Annotated in this window: 19 protein-coding genes; 6 read left to right on the top strand and 13 right to left on the bottom strand. The window is 58.4% G+C overall.

All coding sequences use genetic code 11. The features are described 5' to 3' along the window. Positions 1-47 precede the first annotated feature (47 nt). Both AC1DQM_RS29265 and AC1DQM_RS29270 read left to right on the top strand, forming a co-directional pair. Positions 48-641, top strand: coding sequence for a phosphoheptose isomerase (locus tag AC1DQM_RS29265; protein ID WP_008025961.1), 594 nt, complete (start codon positions 48-50; stop codon positions 639-641). Further along, positions 638-1,216: a BON domain-containing protein gene (locus AC1DQM_RS29270; RefSeq protein ID WP_018930122.1), complete on the top strand. Its 579-nt coding sequence runs from the start codon at positions 638-640 to the stop codon at positions 1,214-1,216. Before AC1DQM_RS29265 ends, AC1DQM_RS29270 begins: the two co-directional genes overlap by 4 nt. Positions 1,217-1,313: 97 nt before the next feature. On the opposite strand, the gene AC1DQM_RS29275 is transcribed toward AC1DQM_RS29270, so the two are convergent. The 7 genes from AC1DQM_RS29275 to rplM all read right to left on the bottom strand — a co-directional run bounded on the left by AC1DQM_RS29275 (position 1,314) and on the right by rplM (position 6,202). Next, positions 1,314-1,727, bottom strand: a complete 414-nt coding sequence (locus AC1DQM_RS29275) for a ClpXP protease specificity-enhancing factor (protein WP_018930121.1) — start codon at positions 1,725-1,727, stop codon at positions 1,314-1,316. A 16-nt stretch (positions 1,728-1,743) separates the two neighbouring features. Continuing rightward, positions 1,744-2,361 carry a glutathione S-transferase N-terminal domain-containing protein gene (locus AC1DQM_RS29280; protein ID WP_007939828.1) on the bottom strand — a complete coding sequence of 206 codons (618 nt, stop codon included), beginning with the start codon at positions 2,359-2,361 and terminating at the stop codon, positions 1,744-1,746. Positions 2,362-2,511: 150 nt separating this feature from the next. Beyond that, on the bottom strand, positions 2,512-3,294 hold the full coding sequence (locus AC1DQM_RS29285; protein WP_018930120.1) for a cytochrome c1: 783 nt from the start codon (positions 3,292-3,294) through the stop codon (positions 2,512-2,514). Beyond that, positions 3,294-4,505: a cytochrome b gene (locus tag AC1DQM_RS29290; protein WP_018930119.1), complete on the bottom strand. Its 1,212-nt coding sequence runs from the start codon at positions 4,503-4,505 to the stop codon at positions 3,294-3,296. The genes AC1DQM_RS29285 and AC1DQM_RS29290 overlap by 1 nt, the downstream gene beginning before the upstream one ends. Further along, on the bottom strand, positions 4,505-5,098 hold the full coding sequence (petA, locus tag AC1DQM_RS29295; RefSeq protein ID WP_007939825.1) for a ubiquinol-cytochrome c reductase iron-sulfur subunit: 594 nt from the start codon (positions 5,096-5,098) through the stop codon (positions 4,505-4,507). The genes AC1DQM_RS29290 and petA overlap by 1 nt, the downstream gene beginning before the upstream one ends. A 268-nt stretch (positions 5,099-5,366) precedes the next feature. Continuing rightward, complete coding sequence (gene rpsI / locus AC1DQM_RS29300) at positions 5,367-5,759, bottom strand: 30S ribosomal protein S9 (RefSeq protein WP_003228056.1); 393 nt, start codon at positions 5,757-5,759, stop codon at positions 5,367-5,369. A 14-nt stretch (positions 5,760-5,773) separates the two neighbouring features. Then, positions 5,774-6,202 carry a 50S ribosomal protein L13 gene (gene rplM, locus AC1DQM_RS29305; protein WP_007939824.1) on the bottom strand — a complete coding sequence of 143 codons (429 nt, stop codon included), beginning with the start codon at positions 6,200-6,202 and terminating at the stop codon, positions 5,774-5,776. Between the two features lie 245 nt (positions 6,203-6,447). Between rplM and AC1DQM_RS29310 the strand changes: the two genes are divergently transcribed. Continuing rightward, positions 6,448-7,488: an NADP(H)-dependent aldo-keto reductase gene (locus AC1DQM_RS29310; RefSeq protein ID WP_064616200.1), complete on the top strand. Its 1,041-nt coding sequence runs from the start codon at positions 6,448-6,450 to the stop codon at positions 7,486-7,488. Positions 7,489-7,617: 129 nt separating this feature from the next. On the opposite strand, the gene AC1DQM_RS29315 is transcribed toward AC1DQM_RS29310, so the two are convergent. Beyond that, positions 7,618-8,754 carry an acyl-CoA dehydrogenase family protein gene (locus AC1DQM_RS29315; RefSeq protein WP_018930117.1) on the bottom strand — a complete coding sequence of 379 codons (1,137 nt, stop codon included), beginning with the start codon at positions 8,752-8,754 and terminating at the stop codon, positions 7,618-7,620. 244 nt (positions 8,755-8,998) lie between these two features. Between AC1DQM_RS29315 and AC1DQM_RS29320 the strand changes: the two genes are divergently transcribed. Beyond that, positions 8,999-9,895, top strand: coding sequence for a GlxA family transcriptional regulator (locus tag AC1DQM_RS29320; RefSeq protein WP_172901249.1), 897 nt, complete (start codon positions 8,999-9,001; stop codon positions 9,893-9,895). 84 nt (positions 9,896-9,979) lie between these two features. Here AC1DQM_RS29320 and zapE read toward each other — a convergent pair whose 3' ends face one another. From zapE to AC1DQM_RS29335, 3 genes are all read right to left on the bottom strand, one after another. Continuing rightward, complete coding sequence (gene zapE, locus AC1DQM_RS29325) at positions 9,980-11,074, bottom strand: cell division protein ZapE (RefSeq protein ID WP_019582361.1); 1,095 nt, start codon at positions 11,072-11,074, stop codon at positions 9,980-9,982. 90 nt (positions 11,075-11,164) lie between these two features. Beyond that, positions 11,165-12,520, bottom strand: coding sequence for a tryptophan--tRNA ligase (locus AC1DQM_RS29330; protein WP_111455294.1), 1,356 nt, complete (start codon positions 12,518-12,520; stop codon positions 11,165-11,167). Between the two features lie 24 nt (positions 12,521-12,544). Continuing rightward, positions 12,545-13,189, bottom strand: coding sequence for an alpha/beta hydrolase (locus AC1DQM_RS29335; protein WP_086946161.1), 645 nt, complete (start codon positions 13,187-13,189; stop codon positions 12,545-12,547). Positions 13,190-13,333: 144 nt separating this feature from the next. Between AC1DQM_RS29335 and AC1DQM_RS29340 the strand changes: the two genes are divergently transcribed. Then, complete coding sequence (locus AC1DQM_RS29340; RefSeq protein ID WP_018930114.1) at positions 13,334-13,768, top strand: Z-ring associated ZapG family protein; 435 nt, start codon at positions 13,334-13,336, stop codon at positions 13,766-13,768. Between the two features lie 150 nt (positions 13,769-13,918). Here the strand turns inward: AC1DQM_RS29340 and AC1DQM_RS29345 are convergent, their stop codons facing one another. After that, complete coding sequence (locus tag AC1DQM_RS29345; protein WP_064616197.1) at positions 13,919-14,650, bottom strand: YiaD family glycine zipper/OmpA-like lipoprotein; 732 nt, start codon at positions 14,648-14,650, stop codon at positions 13,919-13,921. A gap of 104 nt (positions 14,651-14,754) precedes the next feature. Beyond that, on the bottom strand, positions 14,755-15,399 hold the full coding sequence (locus AC1DQM_RS29350; protein ID WP_245846303.1) for an MBL fold metallo-hydrolase: 645 nt from the start codon (positions 15,397-15,399) through the stop codon (positions 14,755-14,757). 215 nt (positions 15,400-15,614) lie between these two features. On the opposite strand from AC1DQM_RS29350, the gene AC1DQM_RS29355 reads away from it, so the two are divergent. Continuing rightward, on the top strand, positions 15,615-18,495 hold a 2,881-nt coding region (locus AC1DQM_RS29355), incomplete at its 3' end, for a M10 family metallopeptidase C-terminal domain-containing protein (protein WP_477747221.1).

Here is an 18,495-nt window from a genome sequence, read left to right on the forward strand (position 1 = left end):
GCTGCACATTCATGTGCCAAGTAGCCGCGCTAATTAAGGTCACACAGATGGACATGCAATCCCGAATTCGCCAGCTTTTTCAGGCCAGTATCGACACCAAGCAAATGGCGATGGACGTACTTGCACCGCACATCGAGCAAGCCAGCCAGGTGATGGTCAACGCCCTGCTCAACGAGGGCAAAATGCTTTCGTGCGGCAACGGTGGCTCCGCCGGCGATGCACAGCACTTTTCGTCCGAGCTGCTCAATCGCTTCGAGCGTGAACGTCCGAGCCTGCCAGCCATTGCGCTGACCACCGACAGCTCGACGATCACCTCGATTGCCAACGATTACAGCTACAACGAAATCTTCTCCAAACAGATCCGCGCCCTCGGCCAGCCGGGCGACGTATTGCTGGCGATTTCCACCAGCGGCAACTCGGCGAACATTATTCAAGCGATCCAGGCCGCACATGATCGCGAAATGATTGTCGTAGCATTGACGGGGCGCGATGGCGGCGGCATGGCATCGCTGCTATTGCCTGAAGACGTCGAGATTCGCGTACCGGCCAATGTCACTGCACGTATTCAGGAAGTCCACCTGCTGGCGATCCATTGCCTTTGCGATCTGATCGACAGCCAACTGTTCGGGAGTGAAGAATGACCCCTAATCGCCTAAGCCTTCTGGCCTTGACCCTGTGCCTCGGCATCAGCGGCTGCACATCAGTGGTTAACGCCAGCCGTGAAGCGCCGATCGAAGATGACCGCGGTACGCGCACCTTCGGCAGCAAGATCGACGATTCTCTGATCGACACCAAGGTCGGCGTGAACATCGCCAAGGCCGATCCGGCCCTGGACAACGATTCCCACATCGTCGTAACCAGCTTCAACGGTGTTGTGTTGCTCGCCGGGCAAACCCCGCGCGCCGACCTCAAGGCCAAGGCCGAACAGGTCGCCGCCTCCGTTCAGCGCGTGAAGAAGGTGCATAACGAACTGCAAGTGCTGCAGCCCTCCTCGCTGCTGGCACGCCAGAACGACACCTGGCTGACCACCAAGATCAAGACTCAGATGCTCACCGACCCCTCCATCCCGGGCTCGCGCATCAAGGTTGTGACCGAGAACGGCATCGTTTATCTGCTCGGCCTGCTGACCAAGCAGGAAGCGGCGCAGGCGACCAATCTGGTGCAAGGCGTTTCTGGCGTGCAGAAGATTGTGAAGCTGTTTGAGTACATCGACTGATACTTGCTTACGCGATGGCATCCTTGAGATCGCCTTCGCCGGCAAGCCTGGCTCCTACAGTAATAAAAAAGGCGATCCTTGCGGATCGCCTTTTTTATTACTTCACCACCTTCAAACTGGGTCGACCACTGGGACGCGGTGGCTCGCTGTCGGGTGGCGGAACATCATCATCCGGCTCAATGTCTTCCTCGTCCTCTAGCGGCGATTCCATATCGAACACCATGCCCTGGCCGTTCTCCCGAGCGTAAATGCCCAGGATCGACGCGATAGGCACGTACAGGGTGTGCGGCACGCCACCGAAGCGCCCTTCGAAACTGACCGCCTCGTTATCCATGTGCAAATGACGCACGGCTGCCGGGGATACGTTCAGGACAATCTGCCCGTCACTGGCAAAACCCTGAGGCACCTGTACCGACGGATACTCGGAATTGACCAGCATGTGCGGGGTGCAATCGTTGTCCACAATCCACTCGTAGAGCGCGCGGACCAGATAAGGTCGACTGGAGTTCATAGCGGCTCCTTAAGCCTTAGCGCATATCGCGTTCGACACCAGACAGACTCGCCTGGAAAGCCTCACGCGCAAACTGGCGCTCCATGTAATCAAGCAGCGGCTTGGCAGGCCGCGGCAGTTCTATACCCAAAATCGGCAATCGCCAGAGTATTGGTAGTAGGCAGCAATCCACCAGACTTTGTTCCTCACTGAGGAAAAACGGCTTGTCGGCGAATAGCGGCGACACGCCTGTCAGGCTTTCGCGCAGCTCTTTACGAGCCACCACGCGAGCTGCTTCCTTGGTCCGCGAATCCAGAATCAGATCCACCAGGCCACACCAATCACGCTGAATGCGATGAATCAGCAGGCGACTGTTGGCACGCGCCACAGGATAAACCGGCAGTAGTGGCGGATGCGGGTAACGCTCATCCAGATATTCCATCACCACGGTCGACTCCCACAACGCCAAGTCACGATCGACCAGGGTGGGCAGGCTTCCGTAAGGGTTCACTTCAATCAGTTTAGGCGGCTGACGACCAGCCTCCACGTAAATGATCTCGGCGCTGACACCCTTCTCTGCGAGTACGATGCGCACTCGGTGGGAATAGTGGTCGGCGGGGTCGGAGTAACAGGCCAACCGATTGGTCACGCCCATGGCGGTCCTCCTCGCTTGTTGAAATTATCGAAAACGGAAAAACACGCGCGCCCAGAGGGCGCCTCCCGTAACGCCTGGATCACCAGACTCGTTACACCTTCAGAGACGCCCCTGGGCGCGTGCGATTAACAGCAATGGCTTACAACGTTATCAATGGACGTCTTTCCAGTATTCACGCTTGAGCAAGTAAGCGAATACGAAGAAGAACGCCAGGTACAGCAACACATAGGTACCGATGCGCTGATGCTGCAGCTTCACCGGGTTGGCCGAGTAGGCCAGGAAGGTCACCAGATTCTTGACCTTCTCGTTGAACTGCTCTTCGGTCAGCGTGCCGGTTTTCGGCAATACGGTCAGTTGATCGCAGGCTTCATGAGTCAAAGCGGTGCCGGTCAGCGGATCGAACTGCTTCTTGCCGTCATCGACGACTTGAACCTGTTTACAGCCTACCACCTGGCGACCCTGCAAGCCGACCAGAACGTTAGGCATGCCGACGTTCGGGAACACCTTGTTGTTCACGCCCCATGGACGCGACGGGTCTTCATAGAACGAACGCAGGTAGCCATAGAGCCAATCCGTGCCACGAACGCGAGCCACCAGTGTCAGGTCGGGTGGCGCCGCACCAAACCAGGTCTTGGCGTCAGCCGGCTGCATGCCGATGCTCATGTGGTCGCCGATCTTGGCGCCAGTGAACACCAGCTTCTCGAGCATCAGCTCGTGAGGAATGCCCAGGTCATCGGCGACACGCTCGTAGCGCTGGAACTTGGCACTGTGGCAGCCCATGCAATAGTTGGCGAACGTACGTGCGCCATCCTGCATGGCAGCCTTGTCGGAAACGTCGATGTCGACTTTTTCCAGCTCTGGGCCGCCGTGTTCGGCCGCGAAGGACAGTGCTGGCAGAGCAGCAAGAATCAGTACAGCAAATAGTTTTTTCATCAGCCAGTCACCCTTTCCGGAACCGGTTTGGTCTTCTCGAGCCTGGTGTAGAACGGCATCAGAATGAAGTAGGCGAAGTACAGGAAGGTACAAACCTGCGACAGCAACGTACGTTCCGGGGTAGGCGCCATGACGCCCAGCCAGCCAAGAATCACGAAGGAGATGCAGAATACCCAGAGCCAGATCTTGCTCAGCCAGCCCTTGTAGCGCATGGACTTGACCGGGCTACGGTCAAGCCAGGGCAGGACGAACAGCAAGGCAATCGAAGCACCCATGGCAACAACACCCAGGAGCTTGTCCGGAACTGCCCGCAGAATCGCGTAGAACGGCGTGAAGTACCAGACCGGAGCGATGTGCTCAGGGGTCTTGAAGGCGTTCGCCACTTCAAAGTTCGGCTTCTCGAGGAAGTAGCCGCCCATTTCCGGGAAGAAGAACACGATCGCACAGAAGATGAACAGGAACACCACCACGCCGACGATATCTTTCACGGTGTAGTACGGATGGAAAGCAATGCCGTCCAGCGGTACGCCGTTTTCGTCTTTGTGTTTCTTGATGTCCACGCCGTCCGGGTTGTTCGAACCCACTTCGTGCAACGCCAGAATGTGCAGCACCACCAGGCCAAGGATCACGATCGGCAAGGCAACCACATGCAAGGCGAAGAAACGGTTCAGGGTAATACCGGAAATCAGGTAGTCACCACGGATCCACTGGGTCAGGTCGTTTCCGATGACCGGGATCGCACCGAACAGCGAGATGATCACCTGGGCGCCCCAGTAGGACATCTGGCCCCACGGCAGCAGGTAACCCATGAAGGCTTCAGCCATCAGCGCCAGGTAGATCAGCATGCCGAACACCCACACCAGCTCACGCGGCTTCTGGTACGAACCGTAGAGCAGGCCACGGAACATGTGCAGATAAACCACGATGAAGAACGCCGAAGCGCCAGTGGAGTGCAGCAGACGCAGGATCGAGCCGTACTCGACGTCGCGCATGATGTATTCGACGGAAGCGAATGCTTCTTCCGCCGACGGGGTATAGCTCATGGTCAGCCAGACACCGGTAACGATCTGGTTGACCAGAACGAGCAGCGCCAGGGAGCCAAAGAAATAGAAGAAGTTGAAGTTCTTCGGGGCGTAATACTTGCTGAGATGGTCTTCCCACATTTTGGTCGCGGGGAAGCGCGCATCAACCCAATCCATGAACTTGCTCATCACGCTTTCTCCGTATCGACGCCAACGACAATAATGTCATCGGTCTCATAGGAATGCGGGGGAACTGGCAGGTTCAAAGGCGCGGGTTGCGACTTGTAGACGCGGCCAGCCAAATCGTAGTGGGAACCGTGGCAAGGGCAGAAGTAGCCCCCGACCCAATCCTTGCCCAGATCGGCAGGTGCCACTTCTGGACGGAAGGTCGGCGAGCACCCCAGGTGAGTGCAGATACCGATCAGCAGCAGGACTTCTGGCTTGATCGAACGCGTCTGCGGGTCGACATAGGTCGGTTGCGTCGAGTTCTTGGAGGCGGGGTCAGACAGCTGGCCCTCAATCTTTTTCAGATTCCCCAGGATTTCCTCGGTACGGCGGACGATGAACACCGGCTGGCCGCGCCACTCAGCAATCATTTGCTGGCCTGGCTCGATTTTGCTGACATTCACTTTCACCGGTGCACCTGCGGCTTTCGCCTTGGCACTGGGAAACCATGACCCCACGAACGGGACCGCAGCCCCCACCGCTCCTGCAGCACCCACCACGGATGTGGCTGCTACCAAGAAGCGACGCCGGCCTGCATTCACGCCGTCATTGCTCATTCAGTCCTCTCCCATCAGCTTTGTGGCCTGTTAAATCAGGCGTCTACTAAGTAAAAATCTGAACTTATAAAAATTTTGCCGAATGGTAATGAAAAGCCCCAATTCTGACAAGGTAATTACCGAAGGGCTCCACTGCCAAGCCTTGTAGTATAGGGCCTCTGCGGATGTGGCAAGTTGTCACAGCGCAATTCGTTGATAAATAGCGCCCATAAAAAAACGCCCAGCTTCGCAAGGAAACTGGGCGTTCTTTTTTGAACGTGAAAGCGAATTAACGCTTCGAGTACTGCGGACGCTTACGCGCTTTACGCAGACCGACTTTCTTACGTTCAACTTCACGTGCATCGCGGGTTACGAAGCCAGCTTTGCGCAGAGCAGAGCGCAGAGTTTCGTCGTAGTCCATCAGAGCGCGAGTGATACCGTGGCGGATTGCGCCAGCTTGACCACTTACACCACCGCCGATCACGGTGACGTAGATGTCGAACTTCTCGACAGTCTCAGTCAATTCCAGCGGCTGACGAACTACCATGCGGGCAGTTTCGCGGCCGAAGAAATTATCCAGCGAACGGTTGTTGATGGAGATGTTACCAGTGCCCGGACGCAGGAAAACGCGTGCGGTTGCAGTCTTGCGACGGCCAGTGCCGTAATTTTGAGTCGCCGACATAATGAACTATTCCGTTAAAACTTCAGTTCTTGGGGCTGCTGAGCAGTATGAGGGTGAGCAGCGCCCGCATAGACTTTCAGCTTACGATACATGTCGCGACCCAGCGGGTTCTTAGGCAGCATGCCTTTGACCGCGGTCTCGATCACGCGCTCAGGGGCTTTAGCGATCAGCTTTTCGAAGTTGATCGACTTGATGCCGCCCGGGAAACCGGAGTGGGAGTAGTACATTTTGTCAGTGGTTTTAGCGCCAGTAACACGTACTTGCTCAGCGTTGATTACGACGATGTAGTCGCCGGTGTCAACGTGAGGAGTGTACTCAGCCTTGTGCTTGCCACGCAGACGGCTCGCGATTTCAGTGGCCAGACGACCCAGGGTCTGACCAGCAGCGTCGACGACAAACCAGTCGCGCTTTACTGTTTCCGGTTTAGCAGTAAAAGTTTTCATTCTTTATAGCCTCAGGGGCCGCCCTGTAAATTAGACGGCGGATCTTACTGAATAGTGCGTACTTTGACAAGTCAAAGGCAGCCGGATACAGACGCTTTCGGGGGCTCGGGTCGGCGCGTCCGTTCAACGGCAAGATTCTTCGGCGGCGGCGCATCACTTCCACTGCAGAAAGAGGTGCGCAATTATGCAGATTGCGAAAAATATTTCAACCTGCTTTTATTATTGTTTTGCCCAAGGAGCACCCGATGGACTATCGCCAGCTAGGCCGTACCGATCTGAACGTGAGCGCCATCTGCCTCGGCACCATGACCTGGGGCGAGCAAAACAGTGAGGCTGAAGCCTTCGCCCAGATCGAACGCGCCAAGGGCGCCGGGATCAATTTCATCGACACCGCCGAGATGTACCCGGTGCCGCCCAAGGCCGACACCTACGCCACCACCGAGCGCTACATCGGCAACTACTTCAAAAGTCGCGGCGATCGCGCCGACTGGATCCTGGCGAGCAAGATCGCCGGCCCCGGCAACACCATCGACTACATTCGTGACAAAAACCTGCGGCACAACCGCCAACACATCAGCGAAGCCGTGGACGCCAGCCTCAAGCGCTTGCAGACCGATTACATCGACCTCTATCAACTGCACTGGCCGGAACGCAGTACCAATTTCTTTGGCCAGCTCGGTTACAAACACAAGATCGAAGCCAATCTGACGCCACTGGAGGACACCCTCGAAGCGCTGGACGAACAGGTCAAGGCTGGCAAGATCCGCCACATCGGCCTGTCCAACGAAACCCCGTGGGGCACCATGCGCTTCCTTGCCCTCGCCGAAGCCCGTGGCTGGCCCCGCGCGGTATCCATCCAGAACCCCTACAACCTGCTCAATCGCAGCTTCGAAGTCGGCCTGGCGGAAATTGCCATCCGCGAACAATGTGGCTTGCTGGCCTACTCGCCACTGGCGTTCGGCTTTCTGTCGGGCAAGTACGAAGGTGGCGCGCGTCCGCCCAAAGGTCGCCTGAGCCTCTACAGCCGCTTCAGCCGCTATTTCAACCCGCAGTCGGAAGCAGCGTGCAGCCGTTACGTGGCACTGGCTCGTGAACACGGCCTGGACCCGGCGCAGATGGCACTGGCGTTCGTCACGCAGCAACCGTTCGTAACCAGCAACATCATTGGCGCCACCACGCTTGAGCAACTGGACAGCAACATTGCCAGCGTCGATTTGAAGCTGTCGGATGAAGTGCTGGCAGGCATTGAGGCGATACACCAGGATCAGCCGAATCCGGCACCGTAACTTACGTCGACGATCGTTCCCACGCTCTGCGTGGGAATGCATCCCGTGACGCTCCGCGTCACTTCCGAAGCGGACGCAGAGCGTCCATGGCGGCATTCCCACGCAGAGCATGGGAACGATCACGCTGCATTACAGCGACCGCGCAATAATCTCCTTCATGATTTCATTGGTCCCGGCATAAATCCGCTGCACCCGCGCATCCGCCCATGCCCGGGCGATCGGGTATTCCCACATGAATCCGTAACCGCCATGCAACTGCACGCATTCGTCGAGCACCTTGCATTGCAGGTCGGTGCCCCAGTACTTGGCCATCGCCGCCGTCGGCACGTCGAGCTTGCCTTGCAGATGCAGTTCCAGGCAGCGATCGACGAAAACCCGGCCGATCTGGATCTCGGTCGCCATTTCAGCGAGCTTGAAGCGGGTGTTCTGGAAGTCGGCGATGGCCTTGCCGAAAGCCTTGCGCTCACGGGTGTAATCCAGCGTCCACTGCAACGCCGCTTCGGCTGACGCCAAGCCTCCCACCGCGACCGTCAAGCGCTCCTGCGGTAATTCCTGCATCAGGTAAGCGAAGCCCATCCCCGCTTGGCCCAACAGGTTTTCCTTGGGCACCCGAACGTCCTGGAAGAACAGCTCCGAGGTGTCTTGAGCCTTCATGCCGACCTTTTCCAGGCGCTTGCCCTTGGCGAAACCCGGCGTGTTGGCCTCCACCAGGAACAGACTGGTGCCCTTCGCCCCCGCTTTCGGATCAGTCTTGGCCACGACGATCACCAGGTCAGCCAGAAATCCGTTGGTGATGAAAGTCTTCGAACCGTTGATCACGTATTCGTCGCCCTCCAGCACCGCGGTAGTCTTCACCCCCTGCAGGTCGGAGCCAGCACCCGGCTCGGTCATGGCGATCGCAGTGACCATCTCGCCAGACACCAGCTTGGGCAGGTATTTGTGTTTCAGCGCCTCACTGCCGTAATGCAGGATATAAGGCGCAACAATGTCCGAATGAAGAGAAAATCCGATCCCGGTCAGCCCCAGACGACCGACCTCCTCGATCACCACTGCGCTATAGAGAAAGTCTGCCCCCAGCCCGCCGTATTCTTCCGGCAGATGCGAACAGAGCATCCCCGCCTCCCCCGCCTTGTTCCAGAGATTGCGGTCGATATAGCCTTGTTTCTCCCATTGCCCATGGAACGGCACGGCCTCTTTTTCGAGGAACGTTCGCACGCTGTCGCGAAAAAGTTCGTGCTCGGGGCTGAACAAGGTTCTGGGGATCATGCGTCACCTGTCGTTATTGTCAGACGGAATTGATCTTCAGAGACTAAGCCTCGCTTCCGATACAGGACACTGGACACATCCGACAAAAAATAAGACGATCCAGCCGTCTGGTGACCACTTTCCCCTATAAGAATAAAGTTGAATTATGTCTAACCAAGCCTCCAAGCCCTTGCGGCGCGTCAGCATCCTGGCTATCGACCGGGTTTTCGCTTCCACCCTCATGCAAGCCAAGGATTTCTTCCATCTGGCCAGCCTGCGCTATGGCAAACAACTGGGCCACGGCCTGACACCGGCGTTCGAAACCCGGCTGGTCAGCCCCGACGGCAAACCGGTGAACAGCTTCAGCGACGTGATCATGCCGGTGGACGGCGGCCTGGAAAATGCCGACGTCATCATCCTCCCCGCCTTCTGGGACGATTTCGACACGCTCTGCAAACGTTATCCACAGGTCCTGCCGTGGCTGCGCGAACAACACGCCCGCGGGGCAGTGCTGTGTGGCGAGGCCACGGGGGTGTTCTGGCTCGCCGAAGCCGGACTGCTCAACGGTAAGGAAGCGACCACGTACTGGCGCTTCTTCAATGCTTTCGCCGAGCGCTTCCCTCAGGTTCACCTCAACCAGGACAAACACCTGACCGACGCCGACAACCTGTATTGCGCCGGCGGCACCACCTCGGCCTGCGACCTCTACATTTACCTGATCGAGCGCTTTTGCGGTGCCAACGTGGCCCAGGCTGTGGCTCGCGACATTCTCTACGAAGTACAACGCAGCTATGCGCCGGGGCGGATCGGTTTCGGCGGGCAGAAACTGCACCAGGATGTGATCATCCTGCAGATCCAGCATTGGCTCGAAGAACACTTCGCCGATAAATTCCGCTTCGAAGACGTGGCCCGCGAACACGGCATGAGCATCCGCAACTTCATGCGACGCTTCCAGACCGCGACCGGCGATAAACCGCTGCATTACCTGCAACGCCTGCGCATCGAGACCGCCAAGGGCTTGTTGTCCGGCAGCCGCAAGAGCATCAAGACCATCAGCTATGAAGTCGGATACGACGATGCGAGCTTCTTCGCCCGGCTGTTCCGCCAGCATACGGAGTTGTCGCCGAATCAGTATCGGCAGCAGTTTCAACAAGCAGCTTAAGGGCTGGACACCAATCCAGATTGGCTCTTCAGCGCGCATAAAAAAGGGCCTGCAATGCAGGCCCTTTTTATTTTCCGAAATGTCCTACGGCTTGTGCGCCCGGGACAGGAATTCGTGAGACTGCATTTCCAGCAAGCGGCTAAGCGTGCGCTGGAACTCGAAGGTCAGGCGACCGCCGGTGTAGAGGTCTTTAAGCTCGACTTCGGCGGAGATGATCAGCTTCACGTTACGGTCGTAGAACTCGTCGACCATGTTGATAAAACGTCGGGCGATGTCGTCGGTGGTGACGCTCATCTGCTCGACGCCGCTGAGCAACACGGCATGGAAGATCTTGCCCAGTTCGATGTAGTCGTTCTGGCTGCGCGGGCCGTCGCACAGTTCGCGGAAGTCGAACCAGGCCACGTCATCGCAAGTGCGCACGGCGCGGATTTCACGGTTCTCGATCATCAGCACGTCGTTCTCGACGGCAGCCGTGCATTCCGGCGTCAGGGCCCGGAAACTCTTGCGCAGGCTTTCCTGGGCGGCTTCGTCCAGCGGGAAGTGGAACAGCTCCGCTTGCTCGAGGTGACGCAGACGGTAATCGACGCCGCTGTCGACGTTGACGATTTCGGTGTTCTGCTTGATCAGCGCAATGGCCGGCAAGAAGCGCGCACGTTGCAGGCCGTCCTTGTACAGACCGTCCGGCACGATGTTCGAGGTCGCGACCAGGGTCACGCCGTTCTTGAACAGTTCTTCCATCAGCGTGCCAAGGATCATGGCGTCGGTGATGTCGGAGACGAAGAATTCATCGAAACAGATCACTCGCGTTTCGTCGGAAAAGCGCTTGGCGATGATCGTCAGCGGGTTTTTCTCGCCGCCCAGAGTCTTCATCTCTTCGTGCACGCGCTTCATGAAGCGGTGGAAGTGAGTGCGGGTCTTTTCCTTGAACGGCAGCGCTTCGAAGAAGGTGTCGACCAGGTAAGTCTTGCCGCGACCCACGCCCCCCCAGAAGTACAGGCCCTTGACCGGCGCCTGGTCCTTCTTGCCAAACAGTTTGCCGAGCAGGCCCGGTTTGTTCTGCGAAGCCGCGACCAGATCGTCGTACAGGCGCTGCAAATGACGCACTGCCGTTTCCTGCGCAGCATCGTGGAAGAATTCCGGGCGTTTCAGATCAGCTTGGTATCGTTCTAGGGGCGTCATAATTCGTTAGCAAGGCAACAAAAACGGGCCGTCACTGTAGCGACGGCCCATGGGAATGGCAATCGGCCCTTGGTCGGACCGAACCGTTGTTTATTCCTGAACCGGTGTCAGTGCAACCCGCAATGCGCCGATGGCAGCATCGCGAGCAGCACTGTCGGCGAAGGCCGGGCTGTCGGCCACGCACTCGCCTTCCAGCCAGACGCTGAAGTTCAGGTCTTCACTGCGCACGTCCAATGGCTGGCCGGATTGCAGTTGTTTGGTCACCTGACCTGCGGTTTTGCCATCGGCGAAGTGGCGCGACAGCAGCAGCTGCTCGCCATCGGCCGCCAGCAGACGGAAGCGGAAACTGCCATCGTCTTCACGGAAGCTGACGAAGCGCGCGGCTTTCGCGGCTTTCTTCTTGGTGGTGGCAGCGACTTGAGTCTGGGCGACGAAAGAACGCAGGCCGACCGCTTCACGCAACTCGTTGAGGAACGGCGTGGCCACTGCACGCGCCTTTTTCGCGCCGTGTTGCAGGATGTCTTCCAGATCCGCCGGACGCTCGATCAGTTGGTGATAACGCTCGCGGGACTCGCCCAACTCGTTGTCCAGCAACTGGAACAGGCGATTCTTCGCCTCGCCCCAACCCAGGCCCTGGAGCAATTCGCTGCGGAACTCGTCGGCTTGTGCCGGTGTAGCGAAAGCCTGGAACAAGGTGAACAGGTGCGAGTTGTCCGGATCTTTGGCTTCGCCCGGGGCACGGGAGTCGGTCACGATCCGCGAAATCGCGTCTTTCATCTCTTTGGCGCTGCTGAACAACGGAATGGTGTTGTCGTAGCTCTTCGACATCTTGCGACCGTCGAGGCCTGGCAGCGTGGCGACGCTTTCCTCGATCAGCGCTTCGGGCATGGTGAAGAACTCCTTGCCCTGGCCGAACAAGTGGTTGAAGCGCTGGCCGATGTCACGGGCCATTTCCACGTGCTGGATCTGGTCACGACCGACCGGCACCTTGTGGGCGTTGAACATCAGGATGTCCGCGGCCATCAGCACCGGGTAGCTGTACAGACCCATGGTGATGCCCGCATCCGGGTCTTCGCCATTCTCGACGTTCTTGTCCACCGACGCCTTGTAGGCGTGGGCGCGGTTGAGCAAGCCCTTGGCGGCCACGCAGGTCAGCAGCCAGGTCAGCTCCGGGATTTCCGGGATGTCGGACTGGCGATAGAACGTCACCCGGTCCACGTCCAGGCCACCGGCCAGCCAGGTCGCGGCGATTTCCAGACGCGAGCGCTGGATGCGCAGCGGGTCATCGCATTTGATCAGGGCGTGGTAGTCGGCCAGGAAGTAGAACGAATCGGCATTGCTATCGCGGCTGGCAAGAATCGCCGGGCGGATAGCCCCCGCGTAATTGCCCAGGTGCGGCGTGCCGGTGGTGGTGATGCCGGTGAGGATACGGGTACGAGTCGTCATGGGTAATCGCTTGTCAGACTGCAATCAATTCGAAAGACGCGGCAGGATCAGATCCTTGAGATCGGTCAGCTTGCCATGAAAAAAGTGTCCGCATTCTGCCACTTTCAGCAGCTCATGGGGGCGATCGAGTGCGTCGGACCAATCGTAAACGAGTTGCGGATCGATCACTTCGTCGGTTTCCGGCTGGATCACGGTCAATGTACCTTGGTGCGGCAGTTGATCCTGATCGCCCAGACGCATGACCGCAGGCGCGACCATGAACAGATGCTTGATCTGCTCACCCTTGGCCTCCAGCCGTCCGCCGAGACTGGCTGCAACAAAACCGCCGAAGGAGAAGCCGAACAGGGTCAAAGGTAATTCAGGATGTTTGGCCCGCAGCCACTCGGCCGCCGCCTGGGCATCGTCGACTTCGCCGGAGCCCATGTCGTGCGAGCCTTCACTGGCGCCAACGCCACGGTAGTTGAAACGCAAGGTAATCAAACCGGCGTCCCGCGCGGTGCGCTGCAGGGTCGAGACGACTTTGTTGAGCATCGTGCCGCCCTGCACCGGGTTCGGATGGCAGATCAGCGCCAGGCCGCGGGGCTGCTCATTGTCCGGGCTCATGTTTTCCAGATACAGGGCTTCCAACTGACCCACCGGGCCATCAATCACTACAGGGGTTTCGCGCATAAGCAAGGAAGGAACTCCGTGACCTCGAATCGGGTCGACTCGTCTAGCAAATTGTCTGTGCCAATCTATTGCGAGTGAATCGCGGTATACAGCGCAGGTTCGAGCCGTTAACGTAAAGCAAAGCCGTTTATAGAGGAAGGACTCGTGGAACACTCGCTCTTAGTTTGGTTGTTGCCGACTCTTGCCCTGGTTGTGGGTGTCGCCATTGGATTCCTGATCGCTCGCCTGGTGCCGAATGCCGCTCCGAGCAGCACGCAACGTCAGCTGGATGATATTCAGGAACGTTTTGACAAGTATCAGAACGAAGTGGTCACCCACTTCAACAGCACTGCATCCCTGGTCAAGAAACTGACTCAGAGCTATCAGGAAGTGCAGGATCATCTCGCCGAGGGTGCCAACCGTCTGGCCCTGGACGAGCAGACTCGCCAACGCTTGCTGGCTGCCCTGCACGCTGACGCGGTGCAGGCTCCACGGGAACGCCTGACGCCACCGCGCGATCAGGAACCGCCTCGCGATTACGCTCCCAAAGCCCCGAACGCGCCGGGCATGCTCGATGAGCATTACGGCCTGAAGAAGTAATCAGGTTTCGCGCGACACAAAAAGCCCTCGGACGAGTGATTGTCCGAGGGCTTTTTTATTCTGAATTTTTCATCGCCTGAACAAGCGACACAAAAAAATGCCCGATCCTTTAAGGATCGGGCATTTTCATTTCAGGGAGAGGTCAGCCTCTCATGGGTACTGCTGGACAGTGCCTTGCTGTTGCTGGCCGCCGTATTGCTGGCCCGGAATCGCCTTCAGGTTGACCTCGACGCGGCGGTTCTGTGCCCGGCCATTGGCATCACCGTTGCTGGCAATCGGGTTATCCGGCCCGGCACCACGTGCCGACAGATTGGCGCCGCTGACACCCTGTGAGGTCAGGTAAGTCGCCACGCTCTGGGCGCGACGCTGGGACAGGTCCATGTTGTGCTGGCGGCTGCCGGTGCTGTCGGTGTAGCCGACGATCTCGATCTGGTTCTGGTTGAACTCCTTGAGCGAGCCCGCCAGGTTGTTCAGCGGCTGGTAGAAGCTTGAGGCAATGTTCGCCGAATCGGTGGCGAACGTGATGTTGCCCGGCATGATCAGCTTGATCTGATCGCCCTGGCGCTGCACCTCAACCCCGGTGTTGGCCATGCTGGCGCGCAGCTTTTTCTCTTGCTGGTCGGCGTAGTAACCGTAACCGGCAGCAGAAGCACCCACCACGGCGGCGCCAATCAGCGCGCCCTTGCCACGGTTATCGTGACTGATGGCAGCACCGGCCAGCGCACCGGCCAGGGCGCCGAGGCCACCGTATTTGGCGGTATTGCTCATGCCCGTGGAGCTGCCATCGGCCTGACCCTGGTTGTCATAAGGGTTCGGCGATGCACAACCGGACAACAGAGCCACTGCAGTAGCGACAACGATCAAACGACGCGAGGTGAACATGGAGGAGCTCCTACTTTTTTGCATTCTGTGGTGCAACGGACTTAAGCAATGAACCTTTGCGGGCGTTGGATCACTGGCAATGACAAAAATTCCGTCAGAGCCCTTCAAGCTCTTACAAAGGGGTTACCGCGCATTTCATCGCCCAGACAGGTGTCCGGGCCATGCCCGGCCACCACGGTTGCCTCTTCGTCGAGGGTATACAACCGCTGCTTGATCGATCGCACGAGTGTTGCCTGATCACCACCCCACAAATCCGTGCGCCCTACCCCACGCTTGAACAGCGTGTCACCGGCAATCAGCAGCTTAGCCTCTGAAAACCAAAAGCTCATGGAACCCGGCGTATGACCCGGCGTGTGCAACGCCACGCCACACCCGCACGCCAACTCTTCATCATCGGCCAACCAGCGATCCGGCGATGGCACCGGGGTGTAAGGCACACCGAACATCTGGCACTGCATCTCCAGGTTGTCCCAGAGAAATTGATCTTCTTTATGCAGGTGCAGGGTCGCGCCGGTTTTCTCCTTCAACTGACCGGAGGCGAGGAAGTGATCGAGGTGTGCGTGGGTGTGAATGATGCTGACCACCTTCAGGCCCAGGGCGTCGAGCCGCGCCAGGATCAGCTCGTGATTGCCGCCTGGGTCGACGACGATGGCTTTTTTAGTGATGGGGTCGCCGATGATTGTGCAGTTGCACTGCAAAGGGCCGACGGGGAAGGTTTCGCGGATGAGGGTGGGGGTCGGAGCGTTCACGGGAGGCCCTGATAAGTCGATTTCGAACAGGATACCAGCGCGCATTCCTCAAGACTCACTGGCGCACGTCGACACAGATTTACTGGCCAGTTTTTTGACGCCATTATTAAAAAAATAGTGGCCATGTAATATCAATTGACGCTGACTCTGGTGCAAAATCGCGTCCTTGTAGCGGCCACATACAGGACGGTCGCAGCCTTCTCAGGATATTTAGAATGTCGTCTCCTCTTGGTTACATTTTAACAAAGCCATCTGTTCTAACCGGTAACCAACAAGTCGACAGCCTGATCTATGGCACCTCCTGGCTGAGCCCTGACTTCGGCGCAGACATCTTCGCGACAAGGCTGACCTATAGTTTCGTCACCCCCGGCCAATCGTATTTCTCTGCCAAATACAGCTTAAAAAATGAATTCCTGAACAGCTTCGCTCTGACATCGGCTCAACAAAACGCCGTGACCGGTGCGCTTGGCGCCTGGAGCGCCGTGGCTAACGTCAAGTTCACTCTGGTCAGTGACAACATCAACACTGTGGGCGACTTGCGATTCGGCGGCTATTGGGACATGGACGACGACGCCGCTGCCTGGGCCTACTTCCCCGACCGGACACCGCTGGCCGGAGATGTATGGATCAGCCCGGATACGAACAACCCTACCCCCGTCAAAGGCACTTACGACTTCATGACGTTCGTGCATGAAATCGGTCATGCCCTCGGCCTCAAACATCCATTCGAGTCGAGCCAATCCAACAGTACGCTGATCTCGCCTCTGCTCGATGATACGCATTACACGATCATGAGCTACAACAATGCGTACTCCTATCAGCCGACGACACCGATGCTGCTGGATATTCTCGCTATCCAGAAAATTTACGGCGCCAACATGCTTTGGCAAACCGGTGACAACGTCTATCGCTGGGCACCCGACCAATCAGTATTCGAAACCATCTGGGATGCCGGCGGAAACGATACGATCGATGCCAGCAACCAGCAGGCGGCTGTCAGACTGAACCTGAATGAGGGTGAGTTCAGCAACATCGGCAAGGCATTCGTCGACATCCCGAACCTGCAACTGGTCAATGACGGGCTGGCGATCGCCTTTGGCGCCAAAATCGAAAATGCCACCGGTTCGGCTTTTAACGATGAGCTTATCGGCAATGCGCTGGGTAACGTTCTCGATGGTGGTGCCGGCCAAGACGTCATGATTGGCGGTGCAGGCAACGACGTTTACGTTGTGGATAACGCTGATGACGTGGTGGTGGAAACCAGCACCTCGCTGAGCGAAATCGACACGGTGCTGTCGTCGATCAGCTACACCCTGGGCAGCAACCTCGAGAACCTGACCCTCACCGGCAGCGACCAGCTCGACGCCACCGGCAACGCCCTGAACAACGTGCTGACCGGCAACAGCGGCAACAACGTGCTGGAGGGCGGAAGCGGCGCCGACGTGATGATTGGCGGCTTCGGCAATGACACCTACGTCGTCGACAACCTCAAGGACGTGGTCACCGAGACCAGTACCCTGGCGAGCGAAATCGACACCGTACGCGCCTCGGTGAGCTGGACCCTGGGCGCCAACCTGGAAAACCTCACCCTCACTGGCAGCGACAACCTCACCGGTGTCGGCAACGCCCTGAACAACGTGCTGACCGGCAACAGCGGCAACAACGTGCTCAACGGTGGCGCGGGGCTGGACACGCTGATCGGCGGCGCCGGCGACGACACCTATATCCTCGACCAGGCCGGTGAACTGGCGCTGCTGCAGGAAACCGTCGACCAGGGCCATGACCTGCTGAACATTGCCTACGCCTCGACCCTGGCCAGCAGCACCGTCGACCTCAGTCAAAGCAACCTGCAGAACGTCGAAGATGTCACCGTCACCGGCCTCGGCAACTTCACCGTGATCGGCAACGACCTGAACAACATCCTGATAGGCAACGCCTACGACAACACCCTGCTAGGCGGGGCCGGCAACGACTGGCTGGATGGTTGGGCCGGCGCCGACAAGCTCATTGGCGGCAGTGGCGATGACACCTATGTCATCTACAACAACGGTGTACAAGTCACTGAACTGGCTGACGAAGGCCACGACCTGATCCAGACGGCAGTAAGTTACTATTTGGAAGACAACGTCGAAGACGCTGTGCTGCTCGGTTCTGCAGCGCTGAGCCTCACGGGCAACAAGCTCGACAACCGTCTGACCGGCAACGCCGCCGCCAATATCCTCGACGGCCGGGGCGGGGCCGACACCCTCGACGGCGGTGCCGGTAACGACACCTACTACGTCGATAACGTCGGCGACACAGTGATCGAACGCGGTACCTCGCTGAGCGAAATCGACACGGTGCTGTCGTCGATCAGCTACACCCTGGGCAGCAACGTCGAGAACCTGACCCTTATCGACTTCAACGACCTGAATGCTACCGGTAATGCCCTGAATAACCGCATCGTCGGTAACTACGGCGACAACACCCTGGACGGAGGACTTGGCGCCGACGTCATGATCGACGACCGCGGCAGCGACACCTACATCGTCGACAACCTCAAGGACGTGGTCATTGAGACCGGCCTCTCGCTGTGGGATATCGACACCGTGCGCGCCTCGGTGAGCTGGACCCTGGGCGCCAACCTGGAAAACCTCACCCTGACCGGCAGCGACAACCTCAACGGCGTCGGCAATGCCCTGAACAACGTGCTGACCGGCAACAGCGGCAACAACGTGCTCAACGGTGGCGCGGGGCTGGATACGCTGATCGGCGCCGCCGGCGACGACACCTATATCCTCGACCAGGCCGGCGAACTGGCACTGCTGCAGGAAACCGCCGACCAGGGCCGTGACCTGCTGAACATCAGCTACACCTCGACCCTGGCCAGCAGCACCGTCGATCTCAGCCAAAGCAACCTGCAGAACGTCGAAGATGTCACCGTCACCGGCCTCGGTGCCTTCACCGTGATCGGTAACGACCTGAACAACACCCTGCTCGGCAACGCCTACAACAACACCCTGCAAGGCGGGGCCGGCAATGACTGGCTGGATGGCGGCGCCGGCGCCGACACCCTCAGCGGCGGCAGCGGCGACGACACCTACGTCATCGACAACG

This window comes from Pseudomonas sp. 01L34 (assembly GCF_056400265.1).

Excerpts from the sequence above, each read along its gene's own strand:
- AC1DQM_RS29265 (WP_008025961.1), top strand. The coding sequence starts at position 48 with ATGGACATGCAATCCCGAATTCGCCAGCTTTTTCAGGCCAGTATCGAC.
- AC1DQM_RS29270 (WP_018930122.1), top strand. The coding sequence starts at position 638 with ATGACCCCTAATCGCCTAAGCCTTCTGGCCTTGACCCTGTGCCTCGGC.
- AC1DQM_RS29275 (WP_018930121.1), bottom strand. The coding sequence starts at position 1,727 with ATGAACTCCAGTCGACCTTATCTGGTCCGCGCGCTCTACGAGTGGATT.
- AC1DQM_RS29280 (WP_007939828.1), bottom strand. The coding sequence starts at position 2,361 with ATGGGCGTGACCAATCGGTTGGCCTGTTACTCCGACCCCGCCGACCAC.
- AC1DQM_RS29285 (WP_018930120.1), bottom strand. The coding sequence starts at position 3,294 with ATGAAAAAACTATTTGCTGTACTGATTCTTGCTGCTCTGCCAGCACTG.
- AC1DQM_RS29290 (WP_018930119.1), bottom strand. The coding sequence starts at position 4,505 with ATGAGCAAGTTCATGGATTGGGTTGATGCGCGCTTCCCCGCGACCAAA.
- petA (WP_007939825.1), bottom strand. The coding sequence starts at position 5,098 with ATGAGCAATGACGGCGTGAATGCAGGCCGGCGTCGCTTCTTGGTAGCA.
- rpsI (WP_003228056.1), bottom strand. The coding sequence starts at position 5,759 with ATGTCGGCGACTCAAAATTACGGCACTGGCCGTCGCAAGACTGCAACC.
- rplM (WP_007939824.1), bottom strand. The coding sequence starts at position 6,202 with ATGAAAACTTTTACTGCTAAACCGGAAACAGTAAAGCGCGACTGGTTT.
- AC1DQM_RS29310 (WP_064616200.1), top strand. The coding sequence starts at position 6,448 with ATGGACTATCGCCAGCTAGGCCGTACCGATCTGAACGTGAGCGCCATC.
- AC1DQM_RS29315 (WP_018930117.1), bottom strand. The coding sequence starts at position 8,754 with ATGATCCCCAGAACCTTGTTCAGCCCCGAGCACGAACTTTTTCGCGAC.
- zapE (WP_019582361.1), bottom strand. The coding sequence starts at position 11,074 with ATGACGCCCCTAGAACGATACCAAGCTGATCTGAAACGCCCGGAATTC.
- AC1DQM_RS29330 (WP_111455294.1), bottom strand. The coding sequence starts at position 12,520 with ATGACGACTCGTACCCGTATCCTCACCGGCATCACCACCACCGGCACG.
- AC1DQM_RS29335 (WP_086946161.1), bottom strand. The coding sequence starts at position 13,189 with ATGCGCGAAACCCCTGTAGTGATTGATGGCCCGGTGGGTCAGTTGGAA.
- AC1DQM_RS29345 (WP_064616197.1), bottom strand. The coding sequence starts at position 14,650 with ATGTTCACCTCGCGTCGTTTGATCGTTGTCGCTACTGCAGTGGCTCTG.